Raw genomic sequence first — 17590 nt, 5'->3', positions numbered from 1 at the left:
CCACAACCGAACGCCGGGCACGCCGCGACGGCACGCACGGCGATAGAGTGCGTGCACAGGGGGTTTCGACGGGCCCTGGATTGGTGACGATCTCGGGGGGCGACAGCGAATGACATCTGGGCGGGGTGAGCGGCCCACCGCCGGCGCGGAGCATTGCCGTCCCGGTGCGCAGACCCCGTGGGGATCGATGAGCATCGGCGAGATTCTGCACATCCTCACCACGATGAGCGAGAGTTCGGCCCGCGGTGACGCCGAAGCCGTGACCATCGCCATCGCCACCATCGCGGGCATCGCGGATGCTCTCGCGGGCGCCTTCGACAACGTCGGTGTGCTGCGGGGCCGGGCCGCCGAGGGTGCCGTCGACGCCGCGGATCGTCTGGTGGCCGAGATCCGCGCGACCGCCGAGGGTGCTGCGACCAGCGCCGCGGCCATCGGTGCCGCCGCCGGAGTCCTCGGAGCCACCCGGGCGCAGGAGCCGGTCCTGGTCGAGCATCAGCGTCGACTGCAGGAGCATCCCGAGGACGCGGCGACCGTGCGCGCGCTGGTCACCCGGCTGATGACCGGCAGGTACAGTTCTCCGATGCTCGAGGCGGCCGACGCGTTGCCCGAGGTCACGAGTGTGGAGAAGGACAACTTCCACTCCGGTGGGGTTGCCGGTGGCACGACGACGGGTGCCGGCTCCACCTCCGGCCCGGCCGGGGGTGGCCAGTCGGGCGCCATCGCCGACATCGACGGCGCGGATCCGTCGGCACCCGGCGGGGTCATCGAACTCTCTCCGACGACCACCGACCCGGACACCGCGACACCGGCCGCCCCGGCGACCGGGACCACCCCGGTGACGACGTCGACCACCACCGGGTCCCCGTCGGCCGATGACGGGGAGGATCCGTCCACCCTGACCCGTGGCGGGCTAGGCGACCCGGTCGGCGTCGGCGCCGGGGCCGGTGCACCCGGCGGGCGAACCACCGGATCGGGTGAGGGCGGCGGCGGGCGCGGGTCGAATCCGGTCGGTCCGGTCGGCGGCGCGCCGTCCGGGGTGCCGAGCGTGGTGCCCCCGTTCCTCGCTGCCGGTTCCGCGGCGCCGGTGGCCTCCGCTGCGCCCGCCGGGTCGGGCGCCCCGTCGTCGGGTCCGGGATTGCGTGGTACCCCGCCCGGTACCGGCCCGGGCGCGGCGCCGACGGGTCGCGATCGCGACACCCGGCACCGGCCCGCCCCCTACCTGCATCACGGCGAGCACGGCCGCGACATCGTCGGAGATCTGCCGCTCGTCGGACCGCCGGTCATCGGCGACTGGACTCCGCAGGCCTATCCCGCGACCGCGGATCCGGGCGGTTCGTCGGCGGCCACCGTGCCCGTCAGCGATCGCGAACCGGTGGGCGCCGCCGGCTCGGCGGGCGATGCGGTTCCCGTCGACTCCGCGGCAGGCGGTGGTGACGGTGATGCCGTCCCGCCGACGCGAGCCGGGGGCGCCGATCGCGATGGCTGAGAACATGATTCGCGGTCGGCTGGCACGACTTCCGGGTGCGGCGGTGGCGGAGCTCGTCGCCCGGGTAGGTGCCGCCGACATCGACGACTGCCTGCGAATGCTGGTGATCTCGGCGATCGACGTCACCGAGGCCAATGCCGATGCCGTTGTCCGGGAGGCCCTTTCGCAGTGGCGGGAGGAGGGTCGGGTGTCGCCGGCGACGCGTTCACGCTTGGTCGCGGCGCTGACCCGTCGTGACATCGACGCCGCCGTCGCGCACCGGTCCGGTGACATCGCCATGCAGCGAGCGGCATTCGTGCGGGCCCGGGCGGTGCATGCGCTGAGCATCGCCGTCGATCCCGACGTCGATGCCGCCGAGCGACTCTCCGAAGCGGCCTACGAGGCAGCGATCGCGATGGGCGGGACCGCGGGCGTCGTCGCGGTCCTCGTCGAATTCGTGGTGTGACCGGCTGGAGCTCGATCGCGCCCGATCGTCCTCGACCGGCCGGGTCAGGCCAACCCGAAACTGTGCTCCACAGCGCGATTCCACTCCCGGTACAGGCGGTCGCGCTCGTCGGTGTCCATCGCGGGTGTCCACCGGGTGTGTTCGGCCCAATTCTGCCGGATCTCGTCCTCGTCGTCCCAGTAGCCGACGGCCAGTCCGGCCGCGTATGCCGCGCCGAGGGCGGTGGTCTCGTTGACCACCGGCCGCACCACCGGCACATCGAGGATATCGGCCTGGAACTGCATCAAGAGATTGTTGACCACCATGCCGCCGTCGACCTTGAGGGTCGACAGGGTGACACCGGAGTCGGCCTGCATCGCCTCGATCACCTCCCGGGTCTGAAAAGCGCTGGCCTCCAACGCGGCCCGGGCGATGTGCCCCTTGTTGGCGAAGCGGGTCAGGCCGGCGATGACGCCGCGGGCATCGGGTCGCCACCGCGGCGCGAACAACCCGGAGAAGGCGGGGACGAAGTACACGCCGCCGTTGTCGTCGACGCCGGCCGCGAGTTGCTCGACCTCACCGGCGGAGGAGAAGAGGCCGAGGTTGTCCCGCAGCCACTGCACCAGCGAACCGGTGACGGCGATCGAGCCCTCGAGGGCATAGTGCGGCGGTGCCTCACCGATGCGGTAACACACGGTGGTCAGCAGTCCGTGATCGGAGAACACCGCGTCGGTTCCGGTGTTGAGCAACAAGAAGTTCCCGGTGCCGTAGGTGTTCTTCGCCTCGCCGGGTGACAGGCACGCCTGGCCGAACGTCGCCGCCTGCTGATCGCCGAGGATGCCGGCAAGGGGTACTCCGTGCAGGGTTCCCTGTTCGCGTAGCGTCCCGTACACCTGCGAGCTGCTGCGGATCTCGGGGAGTGCGTCGACGGGTATCCCCATCTCCGCGCAGATCTCCTCATCCCAGGACAGTGTCCGAAGATCCATCAGCATGGTGCGCGACGCGTTGGTGACGTCGGTGATGTGCAGGCCGCCGGACGCGCCTCCGGTGATGTTCCAGGCGATCCAGGAATCCATTGTGCCGAAACAGAGTTCGCCGGCCTCGGCACGTTCGGCAACGCCCTCCACATTGTCGAGCAGCCAGCGCATCTTGGGCCCGGCGAAGTAGGTCGACAGCGGTAGCCCGGTGCGGTCGCGGTACCGGTCGGCGCCGGCATCGCCGGCGAGCCGGTCGCACAGTTCGCCGGTGCGGGTGTCCTGCCAGACGATCGCGTTGTGCAGCGGTTCGCCGGTGGTGCGGTCCCAGGCCAGGGTGGTCTCCCGTTGATTGGTCAGTCCGCACGCGACGATGTCGTCGGAGGTCAGATCGGCCGACGCCAGTGCGGATGCCACGACGCGGCGGGTGTTGCGCCAGATCTCGGCGGCATCGTGTTCGACCCATCCGGCGCGGGGGAAGATCTGTCGGTGTTCGAGTTGTTCGGCGGCGATGACCTGTCCGCGGCGGTCGAAGACCATGGCCCGCGTCGACGTCGTTCCCTGATCGATGGCCGCGACGTATCCGGAAGCGCTATCCACGGGGGTCAGTGTCGCACGGTGCGGGTCGCAGACGGTGGGTTCCGCCGAGATCAATTACGCTGGCCGGCATGGACACCGAGCCGAATGAGACCGGATTCAACCCGGACCGACCAGCGGATATGGGTCCGCTGTATCGGGCCGAGGCCTGGAAACGACTCTCGAGTGAGCAATTCGACATCGTCGTCGTCGGCGGCGGTGTGGTGGGCGTCGGCGCCGCACTCGACGCGGCGACCCGCGGCCTGCGGGTGGCGCTGGTGGAGGCCCGCGACATCGCGTCGGGAACCTCGAGCCGATCGTCGAAGATGTTCCACGGTGGGCTGCGCTATCTCGAGCAACTCGAGTTCGGTCTGGTCCGCGAGGCTCTGCGCGAACGTGAACTGTCGCTGCGGCTGCTGGCCCCGCACCTTGTCAAACCCCTCCCGTTTCTCTACCCGCTGACCCAACGCATCTGGGAACGCCCGTATGTGGCCGCCGGAATCTTCCTCTACGACCGTATGGGCGGCGCGAAATCGGTTCCCGGACAACAGCATGTGACCCGTTCCGGGGCGCTGCGGGTGGCCCCGGCGCTCAAGCGGGATTCGTTGATCGGCGGCATCCGCTACTACGACACCGTTGTCGACGACGCCCGGCACAGCCTGACCGTGGCGCGCACCGCAGCCAACTACGGCGCGGTGATCCGCACCTCGACGCAGGTGGTCGGATTCCTCCGGGAGGCCGACCGGGTGATGGGCGTCAAGGTCCGCGACACCGAGAACGGTGAGACCGCCGAGGTCCGGGCGCACTGCGTGATCAACGCCGCCGGCGTGTGGACCGACGAGGTACAGGCGCTGTCGCATCAGCGTGGCCACTTCCGGGTACGGGCGTCCAAGGGTGTGCACATCGTGGTGCCCCGTGACCGCATCGTCAGCGAGACCGCGATCATCCTGCGCACCGAGAAGTCGGTGCTCTTCGTCATCCCGTGGGAGACGCACTGGATCATCGGCACCACCGACACCGACTGGAATCTCGATCTGGCTCATCCGGCCGCGACGCGGGCCGACATCGATTACATCCTCGAGCATGTGAACACGGTGCTGGTCACCAAACTCACCCACGACGACATCGAGGGGGTGTACGCCGGTCTGCGGCCGCTGCTGGCCGGGGAGGACGAGGCGACCTCGAAGCTCTCACGGGAACATGCGGTCGCGCGGGTGGCGCCCGGACTGGTGTCGATCGCCGGCGGCAAGTACACCACCTATCGGGTGATGGCCGCCGACGCCGTCGACGCCTGCGATGACTTCATCCCGACCCGGGTGGCCCCGTCGATCACCGAGCGGGTGCCGCTGATCGGCGCCGACGGGTACTTCGCGCTGATCAATCAGTGCGAGCACCTCGGCAAGCGGTTCGGCTTGCATCCCTACCGGGTTCGACGACTGCTCAACCGGTACGGCTCGCTCATCGACGACGTGCTGTACTACGCCGACGCCGATCCGTCGTTGCTGCGCCCGCTGGCCGCCGCCCCGCAGTATCTGCGGGTGGAGATCGTCTACGCGGCGATCGACGAGGCGGCCCTGCATCTCGAGGACGTGCTGGCCCGGCGGACCCGGATCTCCATCGAGTACTCCCATCGTGGTGTGGGCTGTGCGCAGGAGGTCGCCGAGTTGCTGGCGCCGGTGCTCGGCTGGGACGACGAGCGGATCGCCTTCGAGGTGGAGACCTACAACGCCCGGGTGGCCGCCGAGGTGGCGTCGCAGCAGCAACCCGACGACTCGTCGGCCGACGCATTACGCGCCGCCGCGCCCGAGTCGCGCGCCGAGATCCTCGAACCGGTGCCGGTGCCCCAGACGTGAGGTGACATGCCGTGGACGGTGCGGACACGGCTTTAAGAGTTTCGGCAGGACCTTTGGCTCTGGGACCGGTAACGTCGAGGATGCGACGATGAGGTATGGGAAAAGGACAGGTCATGGTGGACAACCCGATTCAGGAACTTCCCGCTGACGAGGCCTGGAAGTTGCTCGGCTCGAAGCAACTCGGTCGCCTCGCGGTGAGCGTTGGTGGACAACCGGACATCTTCCCGGTGAATTATTACTCCGACGAGGGCCGTATCGTCTTCCGCTCCGCGGAGGGCACCAAGCTGTCCGAACTCGTCGTCAACGAGCATGTGGCCTTCGAGGTCGACGAGTACACCGACGACGGCGGATGGAGTGTGGTGGCCAAGGGCACCGCACGGGTGCTCGCGCGCGGTGACGAGATCGCCGAGGCCGACACCCTGCCGCTCACACCGTGGGTTCCCACCATCAAGTACAACTACGTCGAGATCAGTGTCGGCGACATCACTGCCCGCCGTTTCGAATTCGGACCGGAGCCGGAGCGCTACCCGGTGTAGGGCGCGACTCTCACGTCTGGCACCGCGGGCACCAGTAGATGACCCGTTCCTCGGTGTCGGTCGCGAGAAACCCCCGCTCGATGGGCGTGCCGCACCGACGGCACAGTCGTCCGCGTCGGCCGTAGACCCATACGCGCGCATCACCCCGGGTGTCACCGGTGGTGGTGCGCGCCGTTCTGAGCCGATTGGCCCACAACATCCGATGCGCCAGATCGACCATCGGTGCAACGTCGACATCCGTGACCGGGGTGCCCGGTAGCACCCCACGCAGGAAGCACAATTCGCTGCGGTACTCGTTGCCGACGCCGGCCATCAGCCGCTGATCGAGCAGGGCGTCGCCGATCGCGCGGTCCGGCTCGCTCTCGATCCGGCGCACCGCCTCGGCGGCATCCCAGTCCTCGCCCAGCAGATCGGGCCCCAGGTAACCCAGTGCGGTGTCGGGGTCGTCGAGCAACTCCAGGATTCCCAGGGCGAATCCGACCGCCTCGTGCGCTGCGGTGCGCAGGATGATGCGCGCCTGATGCGCCGGGCGGCGCCAGCGGGTGCCGAGCGGTGCGACGGTCCAGATCCCCTCCATCTTCAGATGCGAGTGGATGCTCACCTGTTGGCCGCCCTCGGGGTCGGTGACATCGATCAGCAGGTGCTTGCCGCGCGACCGTACGGCGGTGACGGTGTGGCCGCTCAGATCGGCGGTGGCCAGCGAGGGAACCCGGAAATCGCTGTGGGTCAACACCTTTCCGGCCAGTCCGCGCCGTAGCCGGTCGGCGGCGCGGAAGACGGTGTCACCCTCGGGCATGGGTGTGCCGCATCCGGAGTCCGCGGGGCGTGGTGGAGAACCCGGCGTCGACGAAGACGGCGGAGAGGTCCGACCGCAGGGCCTCGACGCCGTCGATCTGATCGATGGACAGCCGTGCGACCCGACCGGTGCCGACCGCCTCGGCCAGTGCGCCGGCGGCGTCCCGCACGGCCTGGCCGGAATCACCGAAGGTGAGCACCGTCTTGCCGCCCCGTTCGACGAAGGCCGCGAGCCGGCCGCCCACCAGCACCACCAGCGCACCCGGCTTGCGGCCCGGACGATGGCCGGATCGATTGTCACCGTCGGGCCGGGATGGCCACTCCAGTGCTGCGCCAAACGGATTGGCGGGATCGGTGGCGGCGATCACCACGGCGGTGCCGCGGTTGCGACGGGAGTCCTCGCCCGGTTCGAGGGCATGCCGGCGGAGATCGTCGACGACGGCGGGGGCGGCGAACTGGGCACCGCCGAGCCCGTCGACGTAGTAGCCACGCCGAACCTGTCCGCTGTCCTCGAAGACGGTGAGGGCCTTGTAGATCCGGGCGAACCCGCCGATGATGCCCTCGGCGACGACCGGTCCGCGCGTCACCACGCCGTAGCGGGTGAGCAGTTGGTCGCAGGTGACCTGGGTGCGCAGCGTCGGATCCGAGATGACGGCGGGGCGGGAGAACCACCGTCCGGCGAGCTGCGGTGGGGTGGCCGGCGCACCCGCCGTGGAGATCAGGTGGCGCGTGGTCAGCCGCGACGGCCGCAGCCGGGGCGCCCGGGCCCGCGTGCGGTGGGCGGGAGTGGCGGTCGGTCGGGAGCCCGACGCCCGGCGCGGCATGAGCAGCGCCCGCACGGGTGCGAAGGAATCGTTGGACACCCGACCCGACCAGACGAGATCCCAGAGTGCGGCCTCCACCTCGGCGCCGCCGACCCCGGGACGCTGCGACCCGGCGTCGGGTGCGGCGTCGAGGATCTGTGCGTAGCGCAGGCCACCGCCGCCGGCCAGCCGGTCGATCACCAGGCGGTGTGCGTCGGTCACATCGATCTCGTCGGGTTCACCGAGGATGACCTCGGCGAGATCGTTGGGACACAGGCGAATCCAGCCGTCGGAACCGCCGATGCGTCCGGCACCCGACCAGGTGACCTCACCGGAGGACAGCAGTTCGTCGAGCATCGCGGGGGAGTAGTCGGTGACGCGCGCCGGCAGGATCAACGATTCCCACGCGGAGGCCGGCAGCGGATAACCGGCCAGCTGATCGATCACCACGGCGACGCCGTCGACGCCGGACAACCGGTCGTCGGTGGGGGTGACGTGCTGCCAGGACAACAGGAAACGGGTGAGGGTGGCCGGATCGACCGGCGCGATGTCGGCGCGGCCGGCGGCCAGGGATCCGCGTCGGATCTGGCCGAGGACCTCGCTGTGACACCACTGGGTTCCCGTGGTGTCGGGGAGGAAATCGCCCTCGATGACCTTGCGGTCACCGGCCAGGCGGACCAGGGTGTCACGCACGACGGCCGCCCCCAGTCCCAGGGAGTCGGCGGCCTGCTCGACGGTGAACGGACCGTGGGTGCGGGCGTAGCGGTGGACGACGTCGCCCAAGGGATCGGCGACCGCCTCCAGAAAGGCCGCGGGCACGCCCATCGGAGCCGGGACGCCCAGCGCATCGCGCAGTCGTGCGGTGTCCTCGATGGCCGCCCACAGCGGTCGACCGCGGTGACTGATCGAGATGATCGCACCGTCGCGGTGCAGTGCGGCGAGAACCGTTGCTGCGGAAATGTTCTGGTCCTCCCGATCACCCCGGTATCGGGCGGCCACCTCGTCGGTGGTCAGTGGCCCGAGCCAGCGCAACAGGTCCACGACATCCTCGGCGTCACGCGCGGCGCGCGCCGGGTCGGTGCGTTGCAGGCGTGCGGTGACCTCGGCGATGACCGCGGGATCGAGGAGTTCACGCAGGTCGACCCGGCCGAGGAGTTGCGCGAGCAACGCGGTGTCGAGGGACAGTGCCGCCGCCCGGCGTTCGGCCAGCGGGGCGTCGTCGTTGTACATGAACGCCCCGACGTAGCCGAAGAGCAACGACGCCGCGAACGGCGACGGGGCCTCGGTCTCGGTCTCGACGATCCGGATGCGGCGAGTGCCGATGCCGCGCAACAACTCCGTCAGCGCGGGCAGGTCGTAGACATCCTGCAGGCATTCCCGGACCGCCTCCAGAACGATCGGGAAGTCGGGGAATTGCGAAGCGACGGCGAGCAATTGCGCGCTGCGCTGGCGTTGTTGCCACAGCGGTGCGCGACGGCCCGGATCGCGCCGGGGCAGCAGCAGGGCGCGGGCCGCACATTCGCGGAAACGGGAGGCGAACATCGACGAGTCGGCCAGTGCATCGGTGACGAGTTGCTCGATGTCGTCGGGGGAGATGGTGAACACCGCGGCACCCGGTGGGGTGTCGTCGGTGTCGGGCAGGCGGACGATGATGCCGTCGTCGGAGGCGGTGACGGCGCCGTCGAGACCGAGGGAGGTCTTGAGCTGTGCCGAGATCGCCGACGCCCAGGGGGCGTGTACCCGTAACCCGTAGGGGGAGTGCAGGATCACTCGCCAGTCGCCGAGTTCGTCACGGAATCGTTCGACCACCAGGGTGCGATCGCTGGGCAGGTACCCGGTGGCGTCGCGCTGTTCGGCGATGAGTGCGGCGAGGTTGTCGCGGGCGAAGGTGGTCAGACCGAGTTCGGTTGCGCGACGATCGAGTTCGGCGTCATCGGCGATCTCGGCGGTGAATCTGCCGATGGCCGCACCGAGTTCGGCGGGGCGGCCGACGGAGTCACCGATCCAGAACGGCAGACGTCCGGGCTGGCCGAAGGCGGGGGTGACCAGCACACGGTCATGGGTGATGTCCTCGATGCGCCAGCTGGTGGCGCCGAGGGCGAAGACGTCGCCGACGCGCGATTCGTAGACCATCTCCTCATCGAGCTCACCCACCCGCGCGGCTTTCTCGCCGACCATGAAGACACCGAACAGTCCCCGGTCGGGAATCGTCCCGCCCGAGGTGACCGCGAGGCGTTGCGCGCCGCGGCGGCCGTTGAGCAGGTTGCGGTCACGGTCCCAGGTCACCCGAGGGCGGAGCTCGGCGAACTCGTCCGACGGGAACCGTCCGGAGATCAGGTCGAGCGTCGCCTCGTACACCGAGCGGGCGAGCTCGCGATACGGCGCGGCGCGGCGCACCACGTCGAACCAGGCATCCACGTCGAGGTCGTCGACGGCCGCGGCGGCGATGGTCTGTTGGGCGAGCACGTCGAGCGGGTTGGTGGGGATGCGCAGTTCCTCGATCTCCCCGGCGCGCATCCGGGACACCGCGACGGTGCAGTGGATGAGGTCGGTGCGGTGTTTGGGGAACAGCACACCTTGGCTGATCTCGCCGACCTGATGTCCGGCGCGCCCGATGCGTTGCAGGCCACTGGCCACCGATGGTGGCGCCTCGACCTGCACGACGAGATCGACCGATCCCATGTCGATGCCGAGTTCCAGCGAACTGGTGGCCACGACGCACCGCAGCCGACCGGTCTTGAGGTCGTCCTCGATCTCGGCGCGCTGCTCCTTGCTGACGGAGCCGTGGTGGGCGCGTGCGAGCACCGAGGGTGCCCCGGTGGTGGCGCCGCTGCCCAGCACGAGGGCCGGCGCGCCGCCGCCGACCCGGGTGTTGCGGGGTGGTTCGCGCACCGGGCCGTCGCCGTCGGCACGGGTCTCGGCGATCTCGTTGAGTCGCGCGGTCAACCGTTCGGCGAGGCGGCGCGAGTTCGCGAAGACGATGGTGGTGCGGTTGGCCTCGATGAGGTCGACGATCGCGGACTCGACGTAGGGCCACAGCGAGCCCGCGGTCGGGGAGAAGGCGTCGTCGAGGTCGGCGTCCCCGGCGTCCGGCGGCGGCGGGATGTTGGACATGTCCTCGACCGGCACGTCGACGCGCAGGTCGAAGGTCTTGGCGGCGGGTGGCCGCACGATGGTGGCGCCGGCCGCTCCGGTGAGGAAGTCGGCCACCACCTCCGGTGGCCGGACCGTCGCCGACAATCCGATGCGCTGGGCGGGCCGCTCGAGCAGCTCGTCGAGGCGTTCCAGCGAGAGTGCGAGGTGGGTGCCGCGTTTGGTTCCGGCGACCGCGTGGACCTCGTCGACGATGACGGCCTCGACGCCGGTCAGCGTCTCCCGCGCCGACGACGTCAGCATCAGATACAGCGACTCGGGGGTGGTGATGAGGATGTCCGGCGGCGTGCGGACCAGCAGACGGCGGGTGGCCGCCGGGGTATCACCCGAACGCAGGCCGACGGTGATCGCCGGTTCGGGTTCGCCGAGTTCCTGTGCGGCGCGGGTGATGCCGGTCAGCGGCGCGCGCAGATTTCGTTCCACGTCGACGGCGAGGGCCTTCAGCGGGGAGATGTAGAGCACCCGGGTGGTGCCGCGGGACCGCTCCGGCCGGGCGGCGAGGCGATCGAGGGCCCACAGGAAGGCCGAGAGCGTCTTACCCGACCCGGTGGGCGCGATGACCAGGGTGTTGTCACCGTCGGCGATGGCCGACCACGCGCCGACCTGCGCCGGCGTGGGCTCGGCGAACGCGCCGCCGAACCACCGTCGGGTGGGAGCGGTGAAGCGGTGCAGAACCTCGGCCGGGGTGGGCATGAATCCATCATCCACGAGGGCACCGACAGTCGGCGGTGCCGACATCGCCGCAGGTGTGCTCGCAACATCAGGTCGTGACCCCGGGGCGATCCGGTATATGGTCATTTCAGACTTTGGACGGGAAACCCGGTGAAAGCCCGGGACGGTCGCGCCACTGTGAGCCGTATGCCGGGGACGCCTCCCCGGGATGGGGCGAGTCAGAACACCGCACAATGTCGAGCCCGACACCCCGTAGGGACGCGTCATCCCACGAAAGGACATCAGTTCGATGGTCGCAACAACTCATCACGGCAAGGGTCTGTCCCTTGCGGTTCCCAATCTTTCGGCTGCGTCGGCCGCACTGTGGCTGACCGCCACCGTCATCCTCGCCGCCATGGCGTACTACTTCATCGGCTACGACCAGGGCGCGTGGTCGGTGTTCGGCAGCGACACCCACATCCATGAGTTCGTCCACGACTCCCGGCACTTCCTCGGATTCCCCTGCCACTGATCCGAGATAAGGGAGACAACCGAACATGGAGAGAAAGTTCATCGGCGCGGGCGTGCTGTCAGGCCTGGTCGCCGGCATCGTCGCATATGTTTTCGCCCGGCTGTTCATTGAGCCGCAGGTCGCCAAGGCCATCGACTATGAGGACGGTCGGTCGCAGGCGCAGGAGGCACTCGAGGCCGCGCATGGTCACGCCGGCCACGAGCACGGTGCCGAGCTCTTCACCCGGTCCGTGCAGGAGAACATCGGCGCAGGCGTCGGCACCGTGATCTTCGCGGTGGCGATGGGCGCCTTTTTCGCGGTCGCGTTCACCATCCTGTGGACCTATCTGGGGCATCACTTCCCGGACACCGATCCCCGGTGGGCGTCGGCGGCCGTCGGCGTGCTGGGTTTCATCGCGTTCTTCGGAGTCCCGTTCTTCGCCTACCCGGCCAATCCGCCGGCAGTGGGTGACGACGACACCATCGGGGCACGATCGAGTGCCTACCTCACCATCACGATCGTCGCAGTGGTGGCGATGATTGCGGCCGTCGTCCTCGCATTGTGGCTGCGGCCCCGGTGGGGTGGCCTCGGCTCGGCCGTGGTTGCGGCGATCGGATTCCTGGTGGTGGTCACGATCGCGATCGCGTTGCTGCCGGAGTTCCACGAGGTTCCCGAACCGTTGATGAACGGTGATCGGATCGTGTTCCCCGGTTTCCCGAGCGCGGTCATCGGAGATTTCCGGGTGTACGCAATCGCCAATCAGGTGATCCTGTGGACCGTCCTGACCACGGCGTTCGCCGGCTTGCTGACGTGGATGAGTCGATCGTCGGCCAACCGATCGTCGGCCATGGCCGACGCGAACAGCTGATACGAAGACCGAACACAGACGACGCCGCCCGGCACCAGCGATGGTGCCGGGCGGCGTCGTTGTACCGGGGACTCGCCGGTCAGGTCAGCACGCAATCGCCGCAGACGGATCGGCGGTCACCGCTGACCTGATAGATCAGGCAACAACTGCGTCGGCGAAATGTCGGACCGGAGCGCAACGCACCGCCCTCGACCCGGCCGTCGGCGAGGTGTCGGTCGGCGGCATCCCGAGCGGCTTCCTGCAGGTCGGGCCGGGCCGCGGCGATGAGCTGCGCGGCGCTGTTCGCCGCGGAGGCGACATTGCCCCACAGGGTTCGGGCACTGACCCCGAAGGTGTCACCGACGAGGTGGGTCAGCGCCTCGACGACCGAGTCGCCGCTGTCGGTGCCCGGTTCCGCCGCGGTCACCGAGAGCGGGTAGGGACCACCCAGTTCGTCCTGCCACCAGATGTCGTCCGGGCGCAACGAGATCGGTGGATCACCCAGGGCCTCGACGGCGATGGCGGGGGCGATGATGCGCGCGACGAGACCCAGATGTGTCACCGATGCGGCGACCCTTTCCTCGACCGGGCCGCCGGCAGCGAGCGCGCCGCGGACGCGCGCGACGCGATCGGTGAGGATGCCGGGGTCGGCGAGCAGGTCCGACATCGGCGTCCACGGAGTGATGGCATGGTCGGACGCGGCGTGCCGCGCAACGCCGAAGAAGGGGCCGAGTTCGTCCAGGTGGGTCACCGTGTGACGAGCGTATCGCGCCGGTCCTCACTCGGCCGCGCGTCATCCGACGGCATCATCCGGTTCATCAACGCGCCGAACACCATTCCGATCACCAGCCAGATCAACGCCTGATTGAGCAGTGAGTACCAGCGGAACTTCCACAACACGTCCGCGTCGAAGCCGGGGTAGGCGATCTGGCCGGGTGCGTAGGTCTTCCCGTCGATGGTGAGGGGCTTGTCGAGGATGTTGGTGATCGGCTGCGGCGTTTCCGTGGACGCCCGCGCGAAGCCGAATTCGCCGGCGTGGTCGACGTTCGCCTGCAGGTCGCCGAGCGAGGGCATCGCGGCCAGTGCGATACCGAACAGGACCAGGAAGCCGGCGCCCGCGACCAACACGGCTCGGTAGGTGCCGATCCGGGAGTGCAACATGTGCGCGACGTACACCGCGAGTCCGAGGAGGATCAACGAGATCGTCACCATCGCCAGGTACAGCTGTCCGCGGGTCGCGATGGTGAAGTCGTGTCCGATGGCCGGCGGGTTGGCCGGGTACTTGACGAACGGGAGCAGGTAGATGCCGAGGAATCCGAAGCCGGCGATCAGCCAGGAAAGGTACTGCGCGCGGAGACCCGTTCGTCCCATCAGGACCAGGTAGGCGACCGCGATCAGGGCGCCCATCGCGACGGAGAAGCCGATGATCCCGGTGGCGATGCCCACCGTCGACTGGATGGATCGACTGAAGATCTCCGAGCCCTCGGCCTCGGTGGCCCGGCCCGCCGCCTGGTTGAGGGCATCGAGGACCTCGTCTCGCCCCGACTCGTAGTCGATCGCCGTGTTGATGACGGGTTCGGCAAAGATGCGGGCGAAGACGAAGCCCAGAATGCCGGCGATCAGACCGGCCAGGGCTCCGCGCCCGATGACGCGGAGTTCCAACATCGTTCAGCCGGCTCAGTGGCAGGGGAAGCCGAGGAAGTGGCGGGCGTCGTGCACCCACTCGTGGACGACCATCGTCTTGCCGAACACGGAGGTCATCCCCTCGTCGATGCCGATGAAGTAGTAGGCCAGCAAGGCCAGCAGGACGGTGATGCCGAGGATCAGGGCGACACGCCCGGCGGACAGCGCCTCGGGTGAGACCTGGACGCCGGCGCTCGGCTGTGCGACGTGTGAAGTCATCGGAACCTCCTGGGGTGATGCGCCCCGTCGATGGTGTGCAACTCGGTGACGGCGACGTGTCTGACTTGCCGGTGACGTATCGCGTGGGCGATACGTCGGGCTCACAGTGGCGCCACCGTCCCGGATTCTCACCGGGTTCCGTGCGCCGTCGCAGATGAGCACATCACCCGGAAGAGTGCAGGTCAAGACGGGTGTCCGGGATGTCTCGATAGTCCCGTGCGGAGGTGGCCGCATTGTCCGGATCGGCGCATCCCTCAGCAAAGAGATGAAATCTCCGATCTGTTCCTTGACGGTGACAGTGGCGGCTGACACAGTTGGGAGCTGAAACGTGTTCCACTGGTGCTCCCTACTTGTGAGGTGTGTCGATGTTCGAATGGTCAGAGGAAGATCTGATGGTGCGCGACGCCTTGCGCGCGTTCATCGACAAGGAGATCCGTCCGCACATCGACGAGCTCGAGACGGGGGTGCTGCCGCCCTATGACATCACCCGAAAGTTGTTGTCCACCTTCGGTGTCGACGCGATGGCCAAGGATGCGCTGGAAAAGGAGCTGGCCGCCGAGGCCGCCGGGGAGAAGTCGTCCGGCGGTGGTGGCGGAGGTGCCATGGCCGGCTCGATGTTCATGATCGTCAACATCGAACTGGCCGGCGTCTGCCTCGGACTCGTCGGTTCCATGGGCGTCAGCATGGGTCTGACGGCCTCGACCATCCGCGGCAAGGGCACCCTCGCGCAGAAGAAGCGCTGGTTACCCGAACTGGTGACGATGGAGAAGGTGGGCGCGTGGGCGATCACCGAACCCGACTCGGGCTCGGATGCCCTCGGCGGCATGAAGACCACGGTGCGCCGCGACGGCGACGAGTACGTGCTCAACGGGCAGAAGACCTTCATCACCAACGGTCCGTACGCCGACACGATCGTCGTCTTCGCCAAACTCGACGACGGCTCGGACACCCCGATGCGGGAGCGCAAGGTGCTCTCCTTCGTCCTCGACAAGGGTATGGAGGGGCTGACCCAGGGCAAACCGTTCAAGAAGATGGGCATGGTGAGCTCGCCGACCGGTGAGTTGTTCTTCGACAATGTGCGCCTCGGTCGTGACCGGCTGCTCGGCGAGACCGAGGACACCGGCTCGGATTCGCGTGGCGCAGAAGGGGCAAAGGCCGGTTTCACCGCCGAGCGCATCGGCATCGCGGCGTTGGCGATGGGCATCATCAACGAATGTCTACGCCTGAGCATCGATTACGCGAAGACCCGCACGCTGTGGGGTCAGGAGATCGGGAGATTCCAGCTCATCCAGCTCAAGCTCGCCGAGATGGAGGTGGCCCGGATCAACGTGCAGAACATGCTCTTCAGCGCGATCGAGCGCACCAAGGCGGGCAAGCCGCCGAGCCTGGCCGAGGCGTCGGCGATGAAGCTGTACTCGTCCAAGGCCGCCACCGACGTGGCGATGGAGGCCGTGCAGCTCTTCGGCGGCAACGGCTACATGGCCGAGTATCGCGTGGAACAGCTTGCGCGCGACGCCAAGTCGCTGATGATCTACGCGGGCAGCAACGAGATCCAGGTGACCCACGTGGCCAAGGGGTTGCTGGCCTAGACGCGCCGCCGATACCGGCCTCGACGCCGGGCGTCGTCGAGGCCGGTATCTGTTGGTCTCAACCCCGAACACCCGGTCGCGCAACCACTGCGGCAAGCACCAGATTCAGTGGTCGCGGTGGCCAATGGTCGCGGGGGCCGTGCCGCCGGCGGTGGCCCCATTCCGCTCAGGTCCCGGTCAACACCAGCACGATGAGGGCGATGTTGAGGACGACGATCATCACCGACGACAGGGCCGCGACGATGCGCAGTGGCCACCCGTCGGCGAACTCACCCATCAGTGACCGGTCGGCGGTGAGTCGTCCGAGCGGGATGATCGCGAAGGGGATGCCGAAACTCAGGACCACCTGGCTCATCACCAGTGCCCAGGTGGGATCGACGCCGAGGGCGAGCACCGCCAGGGCGGGAACCAGGGTGGCCAGCCGCCGGATCACCAGCGGGATACGTCTGTGCAACAGGCCGGCCATGATGGCCGCACCCGCCGACGATCCGACCGAGGTGGCGGCCAGTCCGCTGGCCAGCAGCCCGATCGCGAAGATGGTCGCCATGTGCGGTCCCATCGAATCGGCCACCGCGTGGTAGGCGCCCTCGATGGTGTCGGTGCCCTCCTTGCCGCGCAGATTCTGGGCCGCGAGCAGCAGCAGGGAGATGTTCACCGCGCCGGCGATGATCAGGGCGGTCACCACATCCCAACGGGTGGCACGCACCAGCAGCCGCCGTCGGGCCGGGGTCTTGGCGACGCCGTGCCGGTCGATCACCAGTGACGAGTGCACGTAGATGGCGTGCGGCATCACCGTCGCGCCGAGCATCGAGGCGGCCAGCAGCACGGTTTCGGGACCCTGCAGGCGGGGAACGAGACCGCCGACGACGTCGGACACCGGCGGCGGGTTCACCACGAGACCAGCCAGGAAGCCGACCACGATGATGGCCAGCATCGACAGGATGACGGTCTCGAAGACCCGTTGCTGGCGCGGGTTCTGCAGCAACAACACCACCGTGGAGACGACGCCGACGATGATGCCGCCGACCAGGAGGGGCAGATCGAAGAGCAACTGCAGGGCGATCGCGCCGCCGAGGACCTCGGCGAGGTCGGTGGCGATGGCGACGATCTCCGCCTGGGCCCAGTAGGCGAGGCGCCGGCGTTTGCCGAGCCGTTCGCCAAGTAGTCCGGGGAGGCTCCTGCCGGTGACGATGCCGAGCTTGGCCGACTGGTACTGGATGAGCATGGCGATGACGTTGGCGATCACCAGCACCCAGACCAGCAGGAATCCGTAGCGGGCGCCCGCGGTGATGTTGGCGGCGACGTTACCGGGGTCGACGTAGGCGACGGCGGCGACGAAGGCCGGGCCGAACAGTGCGATTTGACGGAACGACCGGAATCGACGCAGCCGGATTCGTCGTCGGGTCGCCGCGGTATCCGGTGACTCGGAGGTGCGCGTGTCCACCTGATTCACCCGCTCAATCTGTCACAGCCGTGGCCGATCATCAAGT

The 17590-nt window shown here is 68.6% G+C and carries 14 protein-coding genes and 2 riboswitches; of the genes, 7 read left to right on the top strand and 7 right to left on the bottom strand.

Annotated features, from left to right (window positions below):
• The first annotated feature begins 109 nt into the window (after window positions 1-109).
• Both ABLE94_RS08120 and ABLE94_RS08115 read left to right on the top strand, forming a co-directional pair.
• Window positions 110-1486 carry a hypothetical protein gene (locus tag ABLE94_RS08120; RefSeq protein ID WP_348808538.1) on the top strand — a complete coding sequence of 459 codons (1377 nt, stop codon included), beginning with the start codon at window positions 110-112 and terminating at the stop codon, window positions 1484-1486.
• Window positions 1479-1931, top strand: a complete 453-nt coding sequence (locus tag ABLE94_RS08115) for a hypothetical protein (protein WP_348808537.1) — start codon at window positions 1479-1481, stop codon at window positions 1929-1931. Before ABLE94_RS08120 ends, ABLE94_RS08115 begins: the two co-directional genes overlap by 8 nt.
• Before the next feature lie 44 nt (window positions 1932-1975).
• On the opposite strand, the gene glpK is transcribed toward ABLE94_RS08115, so the two are convergent.
• The gene (glpK, locus tag ABLE94_RS08110) at window positions 1976-3484 is read right to left on the bottom strand and encodes a glycerol kinase GlpK (protein ID WP_348808536.1); all 1509 of its coding nucleotides are present in this window, start codon (window positions 3482-3484) and stop codon (window positions 1976-1978) included.
• Window positions 3485-3552: 68 nt separating this feature from the next.
• Here glpK and glpD point away from each other — a divergent pair, with 68 nt between their 5' ends.
• Both glpD and ABLE94_RS08100 read left to right on the top strand, forming a co-directional pair.
• Window positions 3553-5313, top strand: coding sequence for a glycerol-3-phosphate dehydrogenase (gene glpD / locus ABLE94_RS08105; RefSeq protein WP_348808535.1), 1761 nt, complete (start codon window positions 3553-3555; stop codon window positions 5311-5313).
• 113 nt (window positions 5314-5426) lie between these two features.
• Window positions 5427-5849, top strand: a complete 423-nt coding sequence (locus ABLE94_RS08100) for a pyridoxamine 5'-phosphate oxidase family protein (RefSeq protein WP_348808534.1) — start codon at window positions 5427-5429, stop codon at window positions 5847-5849.
• A gap of 10 nt (window positions 5850-5859) precedes the next feature.
• On the opposite strand, the gene ABLE94_RS08095 is transcribed toward ABLE94_RS08100, so the two are convergent.
• Complete coding sequence (locus ABLE94_RS08095) at window positions 5860-6645, bottom strand: DNA-formamidopyrimidine glycosylase family protein (RefSeq protein WP_348808533.1); 786 nt, start codon at window positions 6643-6645, stop codon at window positions 5860-5862.
• Window positions 6632-11293 carry an ATP-dependent helicase gene (locus ABLE94_RS08090; RefSeq protein ID WP_348808532.1) on the bottom strand — a complete coding sequence of 1554 codons (4662 nt, stop codon included), beginning with the start codon at window positions 11291-11293 and terminating at the stop codon, window positions 6632-6634. The genes ABLE94_RS08095 and ABLE94_RS08090 overlap by 14 nt, the downstream gene beginning before the upstream one ends.
• A gap of 120 nt (window positions 11294-11413) precedes the next feature.
• Window positions 11414-11500: riboswitch (cobalamin riboswitch) on the top strand.
• A gap of 61 nt (window positions 11501-11561) precedes the next feature.
• Here ABLE94_RS08090 and ABLE94_RS08085 point away from each other — a divergent pair.
• Window positions 11562-11783, top strand: a complete 222-nt coding sequence (locus tag ABLE94_RS08085; protein WP_348802574.1) for a CbtB domain-containing protein — start codon at window positions 11562-11564, stop codon at window positions 11781-11783.
• 25 nt (window positions 11784-11808) lie between these two features.
• Window positions 11809-12630 carry a CbtA family protein gene (locus tag ABLE94_RS08080; RefSeq protein ID WP_348808531.1) on the top strand — a complete coding sequence of 274 codons (822 nt, stop codon included), beginning with the start codon at window positions 11809-11811 and terminating at the stop codon, window positions 12628-12630.
• 79 nt (window positions 12631-12709) lie between these two features.
• On the opposite strand, the gene ABLE94_RS08075 is transcribed toward ABLE94_RS08080, so the two are convergent.
• The 3 genes from ABLE94_RS08075 to ABLE94_RS08065 are packed head-to-tail and all read right to left on the bottom strand — an operon-like array spanning window position 12710 to window position 14511.
• Entirely contained in the window at window positions 12710-13360 is a 651-nt protein-coding gene (locus tag ABLE94_RS08075) for a (2Fe-2S)-binding protein (protein ID WP_348808530.1), read from the bottom strand.
• Entirely contained in the window at window positions 13357-14274 is a 918-nt protein-coding gene (locus tag ABLE94_RS08070) for a CbtA family protein (RefSeq protein ID WP_348802571.1), read from the bottom strand. The genes ABLE94_RS08075 and ABLE94_RS08070 overlap by 4 nt, the downstream gene beginning before the upstream one ends.
• A gap of 12 nt (window positions 14275-14286) precedes the next feature.
• Window positions 14287-14511, bottom strand: a complete 225-nt coding sequence (locus ABLE94_RS08065; RefSeq protein WP_348802570.1) for a CbtB-domain containing protein — start codon at window positions 14509-14511, stop codon at window positions 14287-14289.
• Window positions 14512-14544: 33 nt separating this feature from the next.
• A riboswitch (cobalamin riboswitch) is annotated at window positions 14545-14676 on the bottom strand.
• Between the two features lie 200 nt (window positions 14677-14876).
• Here ABLE94_RS08065 and ABLE94_RS08060 point away from each other — a divergent pair.
• Complete coding sequence (locus ABLE94_RS08060; protein WP_348808529.1) at window positions 14877-16100, top strand: acyl-CoA dehydrogenase family protein; 1224 nt, start codon at window positions 14877-14879, stop codon at window positions 16098-16100.
• Window positions 16101-16266: 166 nt separating this feature from the next.
• On the opposite strand, the gene ABLE94_RS08055 is transcribed toward ABLE94_RS08060, so the two are convergent.
• Window positions 16267-17553, bottom strand: coding sequence for an Nramp family divalent metal transporter (locus ABLE94_RS08055; protein WP_425476165.1), 1287 nt, complete (start codon window positions 17551-17553; stop codon window positions 16267-16269).
• Window positions 17554-17590 lie beyond the last annotated feature (37 nt).

It is taken from the genome of Gordonia sp. VNK1, assembly GCF_040049135.1.
Classification (GTDB): Bacteria; Actinomycetota; Actinomycetes; order Mycobacteriales; family Mycobacteriaceae; genus Gordonia; species Gordonia oleivorans.
This window is presented reverse-complemented; position numbering and strand designations above follow the sequence as displayed.